The sequence below is a fragment of the Saccharothrix violaceirubra genome (genome assembly GCF_014203755.1).
GTDB lineage: Bacteria > Actinomycetota > Actinomycetes > Mycobacteriales > Pseudonocardiaceae > Actinosynnema > Actinosynnema violaceirubrum.
Window position 1 is genome coordinate 3,097,115 of record NZ_JACHJS010000001.1, and the last position, 15,317, is coordinate 3,112,431.

Annotated in this window: 15 protein-coding genes; 5 read left to right on the forward strand and 10 right to left on the reverse strand. The window is 71.6% G+C overall.

Annotated features, from left to right (window positions below; translation table 11 throughout):
* Positions 1-150: 150 nt before the first annotated feature.
* Positions 151-1,386: an acetyl-CoA hydrolase/transferase family protein gene (locus F4559_RS14695; RefSeq protein ID WP_184669203.1), complete on the reverse strand. Its 1,236-nt coding sequence runs from the start codon at positions 1,384-1,386 to the stop codon at positions 151-153.
* A 152-nt stretch (positions 1,387-1,538) separates the two neighbouring features.
* On the opposite strand from F4559_RS14695, the gene F4559_RS14700 reads away from it, so the two are divergent.
* Entirely contained in the window at positions 1,539-2,843 is a 1,305-nt protein-coding gene (locus tag F4559_RS14700) for a glycoside hydrolase family 18 protein (RefSeq protein ID WP_184669204.1), read from the forward strand.
* 46 nt (positions 2,844-2,889) lie between these two features.
* On the opposite strand, the gene F4559_RS36720 is transcribed toward F4559_RS14700, so the two are convergent.
* A complete protein-coding gene (locus F4559_RS36720) occupies positions 2,890-3,597 on the reverse strand; it encodes a WD40 repeat domain-containing protein (RefSeq protein ID WP_345019131.1) in 708 nt (235 codons plus the stop codon).
* A gap of 107 nt (positions 3,598-3,704) precedes the next feature.
* Positions 3,705-4,103, reverse strand: coding sequence for a hypothetical protein (locus F4559_RS14710; RefSeq protein WP_184669206.1), 399 nt, complete (start codon positions 4,101-4,103; stop codon positions 3,705-3,707).
* A 32-nt stretch (positions 4,104-4,135) separates the two neighbouring features.
* Here F4559_RS14710 and F4559_RS35915 point away from each other — a divergent pair, with 32 nt between their 5' ends.
* The 3 genes from F4559_RS35915 (at position 4,136) to F4559_RS14720 (ending at position 5,046) form a co-directional block, all read left to right on the forward strand.
* Complete coding sequence (locus F4559_RS35915; RefSeq protein WP_281386311.1) at positions 4,136-4,267, forward strand: hypothetical protein; 132 nt, start codon at positions 4,136-4,138, stop codon at positions 4,265-4,267.
* Positions 4,268-4,328: 61 nt separating this feature from the next.
* Positions 4,329-4,670 carry a hypothetical protein gene (locus F4559_RS14715; RefSeq protein ID WP_184669207.1) on the forward strand — a complete coding sequence of 114 codons (342 nt, stop codon included), beginning with the start codon at positions 4,329-4,331 and terminating at the stop codon, positions 4,668-4,670.
* A complete protein-coding gene (locus F4559_RS14720; RefSeq protein ID WP_312865994.1) occupies positions 4,645-5,046 on the forward strand; it encodes an Imm1 family immunity protein in 402 nt (133 codons plus the stop codon). The genes F4559_RS14715 and F4559_RS14720 overlap by 26 nt, the downstream gene beginning before the upstream one ends.
* A 28-nt stretch (positions 5,047-5,074) precedes the next feature.
* Here the strand turns inward: F4559_RS14720 and F4559_RS14725 are convergent, their stop codons facing one another.
* From F4559_RS14725 to F4559_RS14755, 7 genes are all read right to left on the reverse strand, one after another.
* Positions 5,075-6,031: a serine hydrolase domain-containing protein gene (locus F4559_RS14725; RefSeq protein ID WP_345019188.1), complete on the reverse strand. Its 957-nt coding sequence runs from the start codon at positions 6,029-6,031 to the stop codon at positions 5,075-5,077.
* 141 nt (positions 6,032-6,172) lie between these two features.
* Positions 6,173-7,120, reverse strand: a complete 948-nt coding sequence (locus F4559_RS14730; protein ID WP_184669209.1) for a pyridoxal-phosphate dependent enzyme — start codon at positions 7,118-7,120, stop codon at positions 6,173-6,175.
* Complete coding sequence (locus tag F4559_RS14735; RefSeq protein ID WP_312865645.1) at positions 7,117-8,352, reverse strand: MFS transporter; 1,236 nt, start codon at positions 8,350-8,352, stop codon at positions 7,117-7,119. The genes F4559_RS14730 and F4559_RS14735 overlap by 4 nt, the downstream gene beginning before the upstream one ends.
* Positions 8,349-9,500 carry a PLP-dependent cysteine synthase family protein gene (locus tag F4559_RS14740; protein ID WP_184669211.1) on the reverse strand — a complete coding sequence of 384 codons (1,152 nt, stop codon included), beginning with the start codon at positions 9,498-9,500 and terminating at the stop codon, positions 8,349-8,351. Before F4559_RS14740 ends, F4559_RS14735 begins: the two co-directional genes overlap by 4 nt.
* A gap of 100 nt (positions 9,501-9,600) precedes the next feature.
* Positions 9,601-9,945, reverse strand: coding sequence for a hypothetical protein (locus F4559_RS14745; protein ID WP_184669213.1), 345 nt, complete (start codon positions 9,943-9,945; stop codon positions 9,601-9,603).
* Between the two features lie 137 nt (positions 9,946-10,082).
* Positions 10,083-11,435 carry a PepSY-associated TM helix domain-containing protein gene (locus F4559_RS14750; protein ID WP_184669215.1) on the reverse strand — a complete coding sequence of 451 codons (1,353 nt, stop codon included), beginning with the start codon at positions 11,433-11,435 and terminating at the stop codon, positions 10,083-10,085.
* 262 nt (positions 11,436-11,697) lie between these two features.
* On the reverse strand, positions 11,698-14,490 hold the full coding sequence (locus F4559_RS14755) for an AfsR/SARP family transcriptional regulator (RefSeq protein ID WP_184669216.1): 2,793 nt from the start codon (positions 14,488-14,490) through the stop codon (positions 11,698-11,700).
* Positions 14,491-14,734: 244 nt separating this feature from the next.
* Here F4559_RS14755 and F4559_RS14760 point away from each other — a divergent pair, with 244 nt between their 5' ends.
* Positions 14,735-15,286: a hypothetical protein gene (locus tag F4559_RS14760; protein ID WP_184669217.1), complete on the forward strand. Its 552-nt coding sequence runs from the start codon at positions 14,735-14,737 to the stop codon at positions 15,284-15,286.
* Positions 15,287-15,317: the final 31 nt, after the last annotated feature.

A 15,317-nucleotide genomic window follows, 5' to 3' on the forward strand; every position in this document is an offset into this window, starting at 1 on the left:
GAACCGACCCGTGTGGTCGGGCCTGCCCTGACGAGTCGGCCCGCCTTCCGGTCGTGGCAGTTCTCCTGGATGACCCGGCCGCGGTCGACGCCGGTTCGCGCCGAGAGTGGTCGGCCGTGTACCCGGGGAGAAGGTGTGCTCCCGTCGGCACTACGCGGTGCCGAGGAGCGCGAACCCGAGCCTGCGGCCCTCTTCACGTAGTCGCGCACGTGCGTCCGGGTGCGCCACGTGGTCGAGGATCTGTTGTGCTTGGCCGTCCGCGTCATGCCCCCACACGCGAGCCGTGCCCTGTTCGCTGACGATGTAGCTGTGCTGGAACGAGGTCACCGGCCCCGCCAGGCTCGGCACCACTGTGGACACGTCGGCCTTCGGGTGCCACGACGGCAGGGCGATGATCGCGTGGCCGCCGGGGGAGTGCAGTGCCCCGACGACGAAGTCCGTCTGCCCGCCGAAACCCGAGTGGATTCGGCCGCGTACCCGGCTCGCGTCCGCCTGGGCGTACAGGTCGACCTGGAGTGCGCTGTTGATCGAGACGAGCGATCGTTGCCGCGCGATGATGCCCGGATCGTTGGTCTTCTCCGTACGCAGCAGTCGCACGCGCGGATTGCGGTCGACCCACGCGTACAGTTCGGCGCTGCCGAACACGAAGGACGCGGTCACCGGCATGTCGGGGTCCAGGGCGTCGCCCAGGCCGAGCACACCGTCGCTGAACATCTCCGACCACACCGCGAGCCCGCGCCTGCCGGTCAACGCGGCGAGCACCGCGTCGGGGACGGCGCCGATGCCCAACTGGAGCGTCGCGCCGTCGCCCACGAGGGCCGCCACCCGCTCGCCGATCTCCCCGGAGACGTCGGTGACCGGCCGGGGTGTCGGCGAGGCGAGCGGTTCGTCGACCTCGATCGCGTAGTCGATCTCGTCGACCGGGAGCACGGCGTCGCCGTAGGTGTAGGGCATCCGGGGATTGAGTTGCGCCACGACCAGTCCGCCTCGGGCGCGGACGGCGTCGATCGCCGCGGGGAGGATGTTCACCTCGGTGCCCAGCGACACGGTGCCGTCGAACGGCTCGGAGGTGTGGATCAGTACCACGTCCGGTGCCAGCGGTCCGCCCAGCAGTTGCGGTACGAGCGAGAGCCGGGACGGGAAGTAGCGCAGCAGGCGCCGTCCTCGCATTCCGGGTCCGACGAACGGTGTCTCCAGGACCACCCCGTCGCGGTCGGGAACGCCGGGTTGGGCGTTGAGCATGAACAGCCGGTACTCGGCCAGGACTTCGTCCACGATGCCCAACGCGACCCACGGCGTGGCGAAGTTCCCGCTCGCGACCACGCGTGGGCACGACGGGACGCGGGACAGCACCGTCCCGAACTCGACCTGGGAGACGATCCGCATGCGTGCCGGCCTCCTTCCGACCGCCAGGATGGACCGGGATGCCGCCACCGCGCATCCCGAAGCGGTTGCGCTGTCCGGCCGTAGCTGTGGTCTAGACCTTAATTTAGCGTGGTCCGGACCACGCCGTCGCCGCGGCCGGTGCGAGGAGGAACATGTCGAAGCAGAGGTGGGGTGCGGCCGTCCTGGCCGGTGCCCTGGCTATCGGGTTGTCGGTCGCCGCGTCGCCGGCACAGGCGCACGACCGCCGCGGTGGCGATCCGGTGCGCACCGTCGGGTACTACACGCAATGGGGCCTCAAGGACCGCGGCATCCCGGTCCGCTACCTGGTCGACAACGGCACGGCGGCGAGGCTCACGCACCTCAACTACGCCTTCGGGCTCCTGGACGAGCAGGGCAGGTGCGTCAGCTCCGACCCGGTCGCCGACTACCAGCGGCTGATCCCGGCCGAGCAGTCCGTGAACGGCCGTGCCGACCAGCCCGGCCAGGCGCTGGCGGGCAACCTCAACCAGCTCAAGCAGCTCAAGAAGAAGTTCCCCGAGCTGCGCGTCTACATCTCGCTGGGCGGCTGGACGGGGTCCAAGTACTTCTCCAACGCCGCGCTCACCCCGCGGTCTCGCGCCGAGCACGTGAAGTCCTGCGTCGACCTGTGGCTCAAGGGCAACCTGCCGGGCACGCCCGCCGGTGCGGCCAAGGGCGTGTTCGACGGCATCGACCTCGACTGGGAGTGGCCCGCGACCGAGGGCAACGCCGGCAACGTCGTGCGCCCCGAGGACAAGCAGAACTTCACCAAGCTGCTGCGCGAGTACCGCACGCAGTTGCGTCAGCAGGGCTTCAAGGACCGCAAGACCTACGACCTGACCGCGTTCCTGCCCGCCAACCGGGAGGCCATGGACCGCGGCTACGAACTGGCCGACGTCTACAAGCTCCTGACCTTCGCCACCGTGCAGGGCTACGACTACCACGGCACGTGGGAGAAGACCACGAACCAGCAGTCGGCCCTGCGCGTGCCCGAAGGCGACCCGACGACGCCCAAGGACAGCGGCGAGATCGTGGTCGACGCGCACATCGAGCGCGGCGCGCCACTCGACAAGATCACCCTCGGCGTGCCGTACTACGGCCGCGGCTGGACCGGCGTTCCGGACCGGAACAACGGTCTGTTCCAGCAGTCGACCGGCGCCGCGCCGGGCAGCTACGAGGCGGGCTACGAGGACTACCGCACGCTCAAGACCCTGGTGGCGGGCGGGAAGTTCAAGCTGTACCGCGACGACAAGGCCGGGCACGCCTGGCTGTTCGACGGCACCACGTTCTGGACCTACGACGACCCGACCGAGCTGGCGCGCAAGGGCCGGTTCATCCGCGACCGCAAACTCGGCGGCGCGATGATCTGGTCGCTCGACGGCGACACGTCCCAGGGCGAACTGATCAGGGGACTGTCCTCCGGCCTGCACCGACGCTGACGGCACGCGTTCGTGGGGCGGTCACGGGGCCGCCCCACGAACGTCGTCAGTGGCCGCACGGCGGGTCGTGCGGCAGGCCGGGGAACCGGCGCTGCCACTCCGCCGGGTCGATCGGCGTACGCACGCGAGCGCGGACGCGCGTGGTCGCCTCGCCCGCGTCCAGGTGCCACAGCCGCACGGTCGCGTCCGCGCTCCCGGTGGCCAGGACCGTCCCGTCCGGGCTGAACGACGCCGATTTCACGCTGTCCCCGTGGTTGGTCAGGGTCGCGACCGCGACGGGTGCGGCCGGGTCGCCCACGTCCCACACCCGCACGGTGCCGTCCTTGCCCGGCGTGGCGAGCCGGCGGCCGTCCGCGCTGATCCCCAGGCGGTACACGGTCCCCGCGTGTCCGGTCAGGACCGCGGTCGGGCGGGGCCGGGTCGGGTCGGGTCGGTGACGTCCCACACCGGGCCGTGCGGGATCGGCGACGTCCCAGATCCGGACGGTGCCGTTCTGTGTGCTCGCGGCCAGGCGCCGGCCATCGGGCGTGAACGCGACCGAGACCGTGCCGCTTGGCGCGGGGCCTCGATGTCGGCGACGGGGTTTCGTACTCCTCGGCATAGGCGGTGGCCTGGCCGGGGTTGTGCCAGTTCTTGTAGTTGACCGATGAGCCGCGGTCGGTGGTGCGCAGGCGCAGCCACTCGGTGATACTGACGAGGGCGGCGTGGGCGGCGTCCTGGTCGACGCCGTCCCAGCCGATCGGGACGCCGTCATTGACCGCCGGGCCGCCGAGCGTCCAGCAGCCGGCGTCCAAAACGGAGACCTCCCGGTCCAGGCCGGGCAGGAGGCGGTGTTCGAGGGTGTTCATCGTGGTCCTCCCGTCAGGTGCCGCAGGGGTCGCCGGCGTTGATCAGGTCCCAGGTGTGGATGTCGTTCCAGCGGTCGTACTCGTGGTGCAGCAGGTCGCGGTGGTCGTCGGGAAGATCGGCCTGTACGCGGGCGACGACGGGGTCGAGGGCGGCGTGCAGCTCGCGGATCATGCTCTCCACGATCGCGGCGCACCGCTCGTGCAGCGGGTGGCGGGCGGCGGTGTCGGGGTCGGTGGCGTTTAGGGTGTGCAGCATCGCGCCGAACACGAGGTAGGCGGCGTTCTTCAGGACCCGCCGAAGGTCGCGCACGGCGTGGTAGCCGGGCCCGTCGAGGATCTTCTCCAGTGATTTCAGGGTGTAGTCCAGGGGGAAGTTCCGGTCGATCCAGCGTTGGCTCCAGTCGGCGAGCACGCCGATGCGCCAGTCCGCGTAGCGGGTCGAGCGTGATCAGCGGCGCGACCCTGAACGCGGGCCGGTGCCCGCAGAGGATCGGGCAGCGGAACGTGTCGTGGTACTACCCGATCGCGGACAGCCTGGCCTACTACGGTCCGCGCTACGGCGTGGTGCTCTGGTAGCGGACGCGACCCGTTGTGCGTCGCAGCCGTGGTGGCTGACAGTCGCCGTACGATGACGGGGGTGTCGATCAAGGATGTGACCGCGCCGCTCGACGCGGTCTTGGGCGAGATCGACGCCACGCGGGAGTCGCTCAACCTGGCGGTGGGCTTGATCGACGACGCAACCACCCCGCTGGGGTCGGCCGTGTCCGGCACGGCCGACCCTGACGCGCTTCAGACGTTGGCGTGGTTCGGTGAGCCGGTGCGTTTCGTGTTCACGGCGCTGAAGACGTCCTACCAGGGCGACGCTGGTAGGCGACTCGACCGCGACCGGGTCCCACGGGCGCCATCCGTCCGCATTACAAGGGAGGCGGGATCTCGAAGTGGGTGCTCTGGACGTGTACTGCCTGTACGAGCACGGTGACACTCCCGTCACGGTGTCCACAGTGGATGAAGCAGACGCCTTGATCGGCCTGGTTCGGGTCGAGTCGCCGTCTGCGGCGCCCGTTCTGCTGGATGTGCACCTGTCCGGCGATCCGTACGCGCAAGGATCGGACGTCGGCATCACGGTCGATCGCGGTGTGATCCGATATTCGGGGCCGGAGTGGCCGCACGGTGTCGTCAGCGCCGGAAACGCTTCGACGGACGGTGAACCACGATCGTACTTCTACATGGGACATGGACGCGAGTTTCCGGCAAACTCGGAAGTCCCGATCGACGTCGTCCGACAGGCCGTGAAGGAATTCATGGAGTCGAGCGGAGCGCGTCCCACCTGTGTTCGATGGCAGGACGCGCCGTAGGGGACGCCACCCGGTGGCGTCCCCACCCTCAGGCCAGGTCGGCGAGCAGTGAGAACCCGTGCCGGTCCACCGAGACCGCGGTCGCGGAGAGCAGCACGACGGCGGTGCCCGCGGCGCGGTCCAGGCCGAGCCACGTGCGGAAGCCGCCGGTGCCGCCGTTGTGCCACGTGACGGTGCGGCCGTCGCGCTCCAACGTGATCCACGCGGCGCCGATGCGCACCACCCGTCCGGTGAAGTCGGCGACCGGGTCCAGGGCCGCGGTGCCGGGTGCCGAGCCGTCCAGCAGGGCGGCGGCGAAGCGGGCCATGTCCTGGATCGTCGCGCGGATTCCGCCGGCCGGTGCCAGTGCCTCGCCGGTCCAGGGTTCGCGGCGGCGGCCGAACCTGGTCGTACCGATCACGGCCTCGGGGCGCAGGTCGGCCGGGCTCGCGGGGGCGTAGCAGACGTCCAGGCCGAGAGGCGTGGCGATCCGGTCGCGCAGCAGGTGGCGGAACGTCGTGTCGGCGGCGGCTGCCAACGCGTGGCCCAGGAGTTCGAAGCCCAGGTTCGAGTAGCGCGGGCGGGGCGTCCCCAGGCCGACGCCGCGCGTCTGGTCGAGGAGTTCGTCGAGGGTCTCGCCGTAGGGGTTGGTGCCCTGGAACCACAGCGCGAAGGTCTTGCGCAGCGACGGGACGGGCAGACTCGGCAGGCCCGAGCGGTGGGTGGTGATCGACGCGAGGGTCACCGCCGCGGCGGGCACGTCGCCCAGCGGGAGCAGGTCGCCGAGCGTGGTCGAGTCGTCGATCTCGCCGCGCCCCAAGGCGTCCGCGTACAGCAGGCCGGTCACCCCCTTCGAGATCGAGCCGATCTCGAAGTCCGCGTCGGGGGACGCGCCCACGCTCGCGATCGTCGTCCCCCGGGGCGACACCTCGGCGGCGGCGACCACCGGGTGCCGGGCACCCAGGCGTTCCGCCAGTCGCCTCGCGAGCTGCTCGTCACCGTGCACAGCGGACAAGACGCCTCCTGGAGTCCATTGTCGACAGGCCGACCCTATGCGGCGGTGGTCGCGTCGACATGCGACCTTCGGGTACCGGCCGTGCGACTTTGGTTTCGGTGTACCCCGAGGGGTACACCGTCCCCACGAGGTTCAGGCCAGCAGGTCGTGCAGGCGGGCCAGGTCGATGTTGCCGCCGGAGAGCACCACGCCCGCGCGGGCGCCGGTCACGTCCAGGCGGCCGGCGAGCAGGGCGGCCACGGCCAGCGCGCCCGACGGCTCGACCACGAGTCTCACCTCCTCGAACAGGAACGCCAGCGCGGCGCGGATCTCGTCGTCGTCGACCACCACGACCCGCTCGACGCCGCGGCGGACCAGCGGGAAGGTCAGCTCGCCGGGGATCTCGCCGGTGACCCCGTCGGCGATGGTGCGCGGCACGGGGATCCGCACCCGGTGACCGGCCTGGAGCGAGCGCCGGTTCTTGTCGCCCCGCGCGGTCTCGACCCCGATCAGCCGGACGTCGCCCGAGACCAGCGTCGCGCCGGCGAGCTGGCCACCGCCGCCGAGCGGGACCGCCAGCACGTCCAGGGACCCGACCTGGTCGAGGAACTCGGCGGTGGTCGTGCCCGCGCCGGCGATCACGTCCGCGTGGTCGTAGGGCGGGATCGGGGTCAGGCCGTGTTCGGCGGCCAGGCGCGCGGTGAGGGCGAACCGGTCGTCGGTGTAGCGGTCGAACGTGACGACCTCGGCGCCGAGTCCGCGCACGGCCGCGAACTTGGCCGCCGGCGCGTCCGACGGCATGACCAGCAGCGCCGGACTCCCCGCCGCCTTCGCCGCCGTCGCCACGGCGAGGGCGTGGTTGCCCGACGAGAACGCGATCACGCCCCGGGCCAGGTGGCGCGGGTCGAGCCGGGCGACGGCGTTGGCCGCGCCGCGGACCTTGAACGACCCGGTGTGCTGGAGGTTCTCGCACTTGAGCAGCACCTGGCCGCCGGTCCGCTCGTCCAGCGCGGGACTGTGCAGGACCGGCGTCCGCGCGACCACGCCCGCGATGCGGAACGCGGCCTCCTCCACGTCGGCCCTCGTCGGCAGGTCGGTCATCGCACGGCCTCCCGTCGTGCCGTGGTGCGGTTGAGCAGGAGGAGCGCGCCGGTCCCGACCGCGCCGGTCGTGGCCAGGGCGATCCACACCAGCGCGGGAAAGCCGGTCGCCGCGCCGACGTCCCACACCCAGCCGGTGGCGAGGTTGCCCAGCGTGATCCCCACTCCGGCCAGGGTGTTGTAGAAGCCGTAGTGCGTGGCCACGATCCGGCCACCGGACAGCGTGACGATGGTGTCCATCTCGAACGGGTAGGCGATCGCCGTGCCCAGCGTGAGCAGGACGGTCGTCACGAGCGCCGGCACGAGCGCCCACGCGCCGCCGGTGAGCCCGGCCGTCATGACCAGCGGCACGAACGACGCCGCCATCAGGCCCAGCCCGCCGGCCACCGCGCGGCCCGCGTCCCACCGGGCGCGGACCCACTCGGTGAGCCGGACCTGGCCGAACACCGCGACGACCGCCGACACGGCGAACAGCGCGGTGCTCCCGGCGTCGCCCGCCGTCACACCGAGCACGTGCGCGGCCTGGAGGGGCAGGGCGAGGTAGATCTGCGACGACAGGACGTACGAGCTGATCATCGCCAGCGAGAACAGCAGGAACGCCCGGTTGCCGACCACGGTCCGCCAGTCCGCGAGCACACCGGCCGACGCCTCGGCGCCACCGCCCCGGGCGGGCAGCGAGCGCACTTGGAGGGCGGTCAGCACCGCGAAGATCGCCGCCGCCACCAGGCACACCGCGCCGAAGTCCAGCGCCGTCAACGCCAGTCCCACCAGCGGCCCGACCAGGATGCCCGCCTGGTAGAAGACGTTGAACACGGCGAACGCCTCGACCCGGCGCGGTCCGGCGTCGGCCGCCACGTACGCACGCACCGACGGGTTGAACAACGCGCCCGCGAACCCGGTCGCCGCCGACGCCACCAGCAGCGCGGGCAGCGAGTCGACCAGGCCCAGCAGCGCGAACCCGACCGTGCGCAACGCGCACCCGGCGATGATCATCGGCCGGTAGCCCAGTCGGTCGGCCAGCGCGCCGCCGAGCAGGAACAGGCCCTGCTGGCTCAACGTGCGCACGCCCAGCACCAGCCCGACCGTCCACGCGGCCATGCCCAGCCCCGCCGACAGGTGGTTGGCCAGGTAGGGCATCAGCAGGTAGAAGCCCAGGTTGATCCCGAACTGGTTGACCACCAGGAGCCGGACGCTGCCGGGCAGCGACCGGAACTGCCGCCACGTCCCGGTCACCGGCCGGCCGCCAGGTGCGCGAGGCGGGGATCGGCGACCGGGTCGGTGACGGTCGTGCAGCGCGTCCACCGGTCCACGACCCGCTCGCCGGGGTGGTCGATCGCGTCGGGGTTCGCGGCGGGCTCCGCGTCGAGCAGGCCGTTGGCCAGGCAGTACGTGTCGTTGTAGACGGTGTCGAAGTACCGGTGCGGACCGTCCGGGAAGACCGCCGCGATCCGGGTGTCCGGTGGCGACGTGCGGGCCACCCAGCCCGCGACCAGGCCGACCGCGCCGACGCTCCACCCGCCGGCCGCGTAGTGGTGGGCGGCGAGTTCGCGGCACGTCCACACCGCCTCGCGGGCGGCGACCCAGTGCACCTCGTCGAACGCGGCGTAGTCGACGTTGCGCGGGTAGATGCTGCTGCCCAGGCCGCGCATCAGGCGGGTGCCGGCGGGCTGGCCGAAGATCGTCGACCCGGTGGTGTCCACGCCCACCAGCCGCAGCCCGGGGCAGTAGTGCCGCAGCACCCGACTGATCCCGGCCGAGTGCCCGCCGGTGCCGACGCTGGTGACCAGCACGTCCACCCGGCCGAGCTGGGCGACGAGTTCGGCCGCGAGCGGCGCGTAGGCGGCCACGTTGTCGGGGTTGTGGTACTGGTCCGGGCACCACGCGTCGGGTCGCGCGTCGAGCAGGGCGCGCACGCGGCGGCGCCGTGCCTCCTGCCAGCCGCCGACCGGATCGGGTTCGGTGACGATGTCGACCTCGGCGCCGTACGCGCGCAGCATCCGCTCGATCATCGGCTCCAGGCCCGGGTCGGTCACGAGCGTGACCGGGTGCCCGTGCACGATCCCGGCCAGCGCGAGCCCCAGGCCGAGGGTGCCGCTGGTGGATTCGACGATCGGCGCGCCGGGCGCCAGGTCGCCGCGTTCGCGGGCGCGTTCGACCAGGAACAGGGCGGCGCGGTCCTTGATGCCGCCCGGGTTGTGGCCTTCGAGCTTGGCCCAGAACCCGCGGCCGTCGGTCGTGAACGGCTCGTCGATCCACAGCACGGGGGTGTTGCCGACGACGCCGGCGGGGGTGTGGCACGGGGTCGCGGCCGAGGTGAGGACCAGGCGTGCGGAGGACGGGACGCGGTCGGGGATGCCGACCGTCGGGTGCACAGCGGACATGGGTGTGCTGACCTCTTCGTGAAGGTGCGACAGGGGGAAGGCGGCCGGAAGCGGCTCGGCACCGTGGTTCGGCGCGAGCGTGGAGGGCGCTTCGGGTCGGTCAGCGTCGCGATACGCAGAACAGGGTCAGCAGGTCGGTGACCGGTGCGATGCCGGGTACCGGGGCGGGCGGGTGCGTCGGTCGGGTGGCGATTCGCGGGGACGCGCAGGTCGCTGGCGTGGCCGACGGGGCGGGGCCGCGGTCGGACACGGCCTTGGCCGGTGCCGCCTCCACCCGGACGGGGGAGCGGTGCGGATCGCCTTCGTGGCCCGGAGCGCGTTGCCCGTCGAGGGCCTCGACCGCGGGGTGGTGGGCCTGGAAAGCGTGCTCGTGCGTGCCGAACGCGTCCAGCGCCAGGAGTACGCCCAGGAGAAGGACGAGGGCTCGGGACGTGGTCGGGGGCACGTCCGCAACGATACTGGCGATTTCACTTTGTGTGCCAGAGTGGGCACTGTGGGTGAGTCGTCAACACTTGCCGATGTTCCCTGGTGGTCCACAGTGGACTCTGCCTCGTGTTGAGACGGAGTCCACTGTGGATGTTCTCAGGCGGATTTCCGGTTACGGGCGAAGCCGAGGGCGGCGTCCAGGAGCAGGAACGCGACCAGGCTCAGGCCCAGCAGGGGGATGGCCCAGCCGACGGCGATCAGCACCAGCGGGGCGGGTACGACGAACCACAGCGGGAGGTGCTGCCACGTGCCCCGGGCCGGTGGTGTGCCGAGAGGCGCCCGGCGGTCGGCGCGGGTCGGACGGCGTTGCCACCACATCCGGTAGCCCAGGACGATGAGCGTCAGGATCCCGGCTGCCAGCAGGAACAGCACGACCTGGTTCGCCGCGCCGAACAGTCGGCCCATGTGGGCCTGGACGCCGAGCGAGGAGAGCTTCGACAGGAGCGGGCGGTCGGCGAAGTCGGCGCGTGCGGTGACCGTGGTCGTCGCGGGGTCGACGGCGGCCTTGTCGAGCCGTACCGGCCAGGTGTTGTCGACCTGGGCGGCGGTCCACGCGGTGCCGGGCTTGGCGGGGACGGTGAGCTGGAGCGGGCCGTCCAGGCCGGCTTGCCGGGCGGTGGCCAGGGCCTGGTCGAACGTCGCCGGGACAGTGTCCCGCGTCGCGCCCGGGAGGCGGGTGTCCAGGGGCGGTGCCTTGGCGTCCAACGCCTCCAGCGCGGCCGAGAAGTTCTCGCCGGCGTAGGTCGACCAGGTCAGGCCGGTGGCCGACAGGAACAGGGCGCCGAGCAACGTCCAGGTGCCGATTACCGCGTGCCAGGACCGGGTCTTGCGGACGCCCTTCGCGCGCTTCTCCGGGACGAGGAGGGCACGGCGCTTGGCACGGCGCCGGGTCAGCCACAGGACCAGGCCGGCCAGGGAGACGACCCACAGCCAGCTCGCGGCCAGTTCCGAGTAGACGCGGCCCGGTTCGCCGAGCTGGAGGTGGCGGTGCAGGCCGTCCAGCCAGGTCGTGACCGGGGTCGAACCGAACCACGTGGTCAGGTGGCCCTGGACACGGGCGGTGTAGGGGTCGACGTAGGCGGTGCGGGCGTACTCCTCGTCGAGGTCCGGGACGCTGAAGACGACCTGGGTGGTCGCGCTGGGGTCGTCGGGGACCAGGACACCGGTGACCCTGCCGTCGGGGACGGCTTCCTGGGCGGCGCGTACCTGTTCGGCCAGGGGGCGTGGGGTGCCGGTGTTCGTCGTCGTGAGGACGTCGCCGTAGAGGAGGTCGTCGAGCTGCGGGGCCAGGGCGTACAGCAGGCCGGAGAACGCCGCCACCACGAGGAAGGGTGCGATCAGCACCCCGGCGTAGAAGTGCAGCCGGCGCAACAGCGGTACGACCGACAGGCGGGGTTCGTCGGTGCGCGGGTCGTCGACTGGTGCGTCGTCGACGGGTGGAGCGGACATCGGACACCTCTTGCTGGGGACGGGGCGGCTCGTTCCGACTAGTCGGATGGGGTGGGCCGCCGGTTCCCGGGGGTGGGGCATTCGTTGTCCGCTGTGGTGTGAGGTGGTTGGCGGTGTCGTCCCGTCCGGTTCGGACGGTGCGCGAGTCCTCCACTCGGACACCCCGAGTTATACGTTCGGACACCGCGAGTTGTGCGTTCAGGCACCGTGAAATGTGCGTTCGGGCACCGTGGTCCTGGGCGGTCGTGGTGGTGTTGTTGCCTCACTGGGGTTCTGTGAGGTCGTCCAGTTGCTTTCGTACCTGTTCGGCGTCGGTGTCGCGGCCTAGTCGGCGGTAGTGGTCCAGGGCTTCCTGCCAGGCTTCGCGGGCTTCGGTGTGGTGGCCCAGGGCGGCGTGCGGGTGGCCCAGCCGATCCAGGGTTTCGGCTGTGTTGGTGGTGTCGCCGAGTTCCCGGTACAGGGTCAGGGCCTGGTGGTAGTGGTCTATGGCTTCCCTGTGGTTTCCCGTTTCGTAGTCGATGTAGCCGAGGCTGTCGAGGGTCGTGGCCTCGCCGTCGGGGTTGTCGTGCTCGCGGTTCAGGGACAGGGCGGCCTCGCAGTGGTCGCGGGCCGTGTCGTAGTCGCCGATGCGGGCGGCGTACCAACCGATCGAGTTGAGTGCTTCTGCTTCCCACACCGGGTTGCCGAGGGTGCGGTAGATGGCCAAGGCGCGCTGTTCGTGTTCCAGCGCCTTCCGGTCGTCGCCCTGTCTGGCCCAGGCCCAGGCCAGGGTTTCCTGGGCGTTCGCCTGTTGTGCGGGGTCCTGGTGGTGTTCGGCGAGGGTGAGTGCCTTGTACAGGTGGATCATGGCCTGCTCGTGCTGTTCCATCTCGGCGTGGGCGTTGCCCAGACGTCGGTGGGCGAGGATGCGGGTGTTGGGGTCCGGTAGGTGTTCGGCGGCTGTGCGGGCGGCCTGCCACACGGTCAGTGCGTCCCGGCGGTGTCCTCGTCGCCAGTGGAAACTGCCGAGGGTCCAGGCCAGGTTCCACACCGTCTGGTGGCGTCGTCGGGTCTCGGCGGTGCTCTGGGCGGCGAGCAGGTGGGGGTGGTGGACGTCCAACCAGTCCAGCACCGCCGTGAGGTCGGGTAGCGGGTGGGGGTGGACGCCGGTGGCCGGCGGGTCGAACGTGACCTGTTGGCGGTGGGGGTTGAGGTGGCGGTCCGCCGCGTAGGCGGTGTGCAGGTAGAAGTCCACGACCCGGTCCAGGGCCGCTTGGCGTGCCGGTTCGGTGAGGTGGTCGTCGGCCGTGGCGTAGGCGCGGACGAGGTCGTGCATCGCGTAGCGGCCCCGGGGGTGGCGGTCGAGCAGGGAGTGGTTCTCCAAGGCGTGCAGGATCTTGCGGGTGTCCGCTTTCGACAGGCCGATCAGGGCCGCGGCGGCGGGCAGGTCGATGTCCGGGCCGGGGGCGATTCCTATGAGGACGAACAGAGTGCGTTGTCGGTCGGTGAGGTGGCGCAGCGACCACGAGAGCACGGTCGGCAGGCTCGCCGCCGGATCGTCGTCGTCCAAGGCGTCCAAGCCCAGGTCGCGCAATTCGGTGGCGAACTCCGCCAACGGCACTCGCGGGCGGGTCGCGGCGTGCCGGGCGGTGATCGCCAGCGCCAGCGGGTGGCGTCCGCACAGGTCGATCAGGTCGTCGGTCACGTCCGGTTCCGCCTGGATCCGCCGGTCGCCCAGGCGTCGTGCGAGGAGAGCGCGGGCCTCGTCGCGGGTGAGCACGTCCAGGGACAGGTGGCGGGCACCGTGTCGGTCGATCAAGGACGCCAAACCGGTGCGGCCGGTGACCAGGACCGTGCACGACGGGTGGCCGGGAAGCAGTGGGATCACCTGTTCGGCCGTCGCGGCGTTGTCGAGGACGACCAGCACCCGCCTGCCGGCGATCATGCTCCGGTAGTCGGCGGCGAGGGTGTCCAGGTCGGCCGGGAGGCGGGCGGGGTCGGTGCCCAGTGCGGTGAGGAAGCCGCGGATCGCGTCGGCGGGCTCGGTGGGGCGGTTGGTGGGGCTGAATCCCTGGAGGTCGACGAAGAGCTGTCCGTCGGGGAAGCGGTCGAGGTTGCGGTGGGCCCAGGTCAGGGCCAGCCACGTCTTGCCGACGCCGCCCACGCCGCCGATCGCGGAGATCAGGACCGTGCCGGTCGTCTCCGGGTCGTCACGGGTGGTGGCCAGGGTGTGGTCCAGTTCGGCCAGTTCCGGCCGGCGGCCGGTGAACAGGGCGGGCGCGGACGGCAGTTGGCGGGGCGTCACCGACGCCCGACCCGGTGGGGTGCCGGTCAGGGTCGGGGCGGCGGTCAGGATGTCCTGGTGGAGTTTTCGCAGGTCGGGTCCAGGGTCGGTGCCCAACTCGGCGGTGAGGCGGGCGTGCAGGCGGCGGTAGTGGTCCAAGGCCTCGGTGGGTCGTCCCGCGCGGTAGAGGGCGAGCATGAGTTGGGCGGCGACGCGTTCGTCCAGGGGATGTGCGTCGGCGCGTCCGGTCAGTTCGGGCAGCAGGGCGGTGTGCCGGCCCAGTCGCAACGCCAGGTCGAGGCGGTCGGTGTCGGCGGCGAACCGCTCCCGGACGAGACCTTCGCGCACGGTCGCGATCCACGGCGTGTCCAGGCCGGCCAGCGCCTCGCCCCGCCAGGCGGCCGTCGCCTGCTCGAACAGTTCCAGTGCACGGGCCTGGTCGGTCTGGGCGCGGGCGTCGGCGACCAGGCGGCGGAACCGGTGCAGGTCCACCCGTCGCGGGTCGACCAGCAGCACGTAGCCGCCGCCACGGCGTTCGATCGCCACCCCGTCCACGCCGGCCCCGGCCAGCAGACGGCGCAGGAGCGACAGGTAGTTGCTGACCAACTGCCGGGCCCGACGCGGCGGGTGGTCGCCCCAGACGCGGTCCACCACCTGGTCGGTGGGGACCACGCGGTTGGCCTCGACCGCCAGCACCGCCAGCACGCACCGCTGCCGGGCGTGCCCGAGGTCGACGTGCGTCCCGTCGACCAGCACCTCGACCTGGCCCAGCACGCGCAGTTCCCCTGTCATGGACCGGTCCTCGTTCGCCGCGACAAGCCGTGGAAGTCTCTACTTATGCCCGTCGTGTCGTCGGTCGGCACCACTGAACAGCCGATTCGCAGAACGCCGTGTTGACGCAGTGATGCCGACGACGAGCCTGACCGGCGCCGGACGAGGCCCGGCGCGCACGACGGCTTGTCGGACACGAGGGGTGTCGCCGTACGCGCCGCGACCCGGCCGGAGCCGTTCCCACGACGAGCGCGAGGAGAAGCGCATGTTCAGAGGACTCAGGAGGGTCACGTGTTGTCTGGTCGTCCTGCTGACCGGCGTCGGTCTGGTCGGTCCCGCGTCCGCGCGTCCCGGCGAGGCGGATCGGGGGCTGTCGGTCGACCACGTGGTGGGCACGGTCGCCGCCGGCCGGCGCGCGGTGTTCAACGGTCCCGGCGTCGGACCGTCCCTCGCCCGGATCGAGGCGCCGGACGCCGCGATCATCTGTGATGTCGGCTACGGCAACGACGTCACCCTGTACGACGGCTTCCTCCACGTGACGTGGTCCGTCGCCTGCCGGGACACCGCCACCGGCAAGCCGACACCGTTGGCCAGGGACATCCGGATGCTGATCGGTATTCGCAACGGCAAGAACTTCATCCCGCCGGTCAGCGACCTCTGCATCACGCCCGGACCGACCGCGACGTGCAGCCACCGGGTGCCCTACGGCGGGACCATCGGCTGGCACGACAGCAAGATGGCGGTCGTGGTGAACTGGACCGACGACTACGAGCCGATCGCGGGCGTCTTCATCACGCCCGGCTTCAGGATCGTGTGACCCGGCCTCCCGGGGCGGGGCGACCCGCTCC

Excerpts from the sequence above, each read along its gene's own strand:
- F4559_RS14695 (WP_184669203.1), bottom strand. The coding sequence starts at position 1,386 with ATGCGGATCGTCTCCCAGGTCGAGTTCGGGACGGTGCTGTCCCGCGTC.
- F4559_RS14700 (WP_184669204.1), top strand. The coding sequence starts at position 1,539 with ATGTCGAAGCAGAGGTGGGGTGCGGCCGTCCTGGCCGGTGCCCTGGCT.
- F4559_RS36720 (WP_345019131.1), bottom strand. The coding sequence starts at position 3,597 with ATGACGGCGTCCCGATCGGCTGGGACGGCGTCGACCAGGACGCCGCCC.
- F4559_RS14730 (WP_184669209.1), bottom strand. The coding sequence starts at position 7,120 with ATGACCGACCTGCCGACGAGGGCCGACGTGGAGGAGGCCGCGTTCCGC.
- F4559_RS14740 (WP_184669211.1), bottom strand. The coding sequence starts at position 9,500 with ATGTCCGCTGTGCACCCGACGGTCGGCATCCCCGACCGCGTCCCGTCC.
- F4559_RS14750 (WP_184669215.1), bottom strand. The coding sequence starts at position 11,435 with ATGTCCGCTCCACCCGTCGACGACGCACCAGTCGACGACCCGCGCACC.
- F4559_RS14755 (WP_184669216.1), bottom strand. The coding sequence starts at position 14,490 with ATGACAGGGGAACTGCGCGTGCTGGGCCAGGTCGAGGTGCTGGTCGAC.
- F4559_RS14760 (WP_184669217.1), top strand. The coding sequence starts at position 14,735 with ATGTTCAGAGGACTCAGGAGGGTCACGTGTTGTCTGGTCGTCCTGCTG.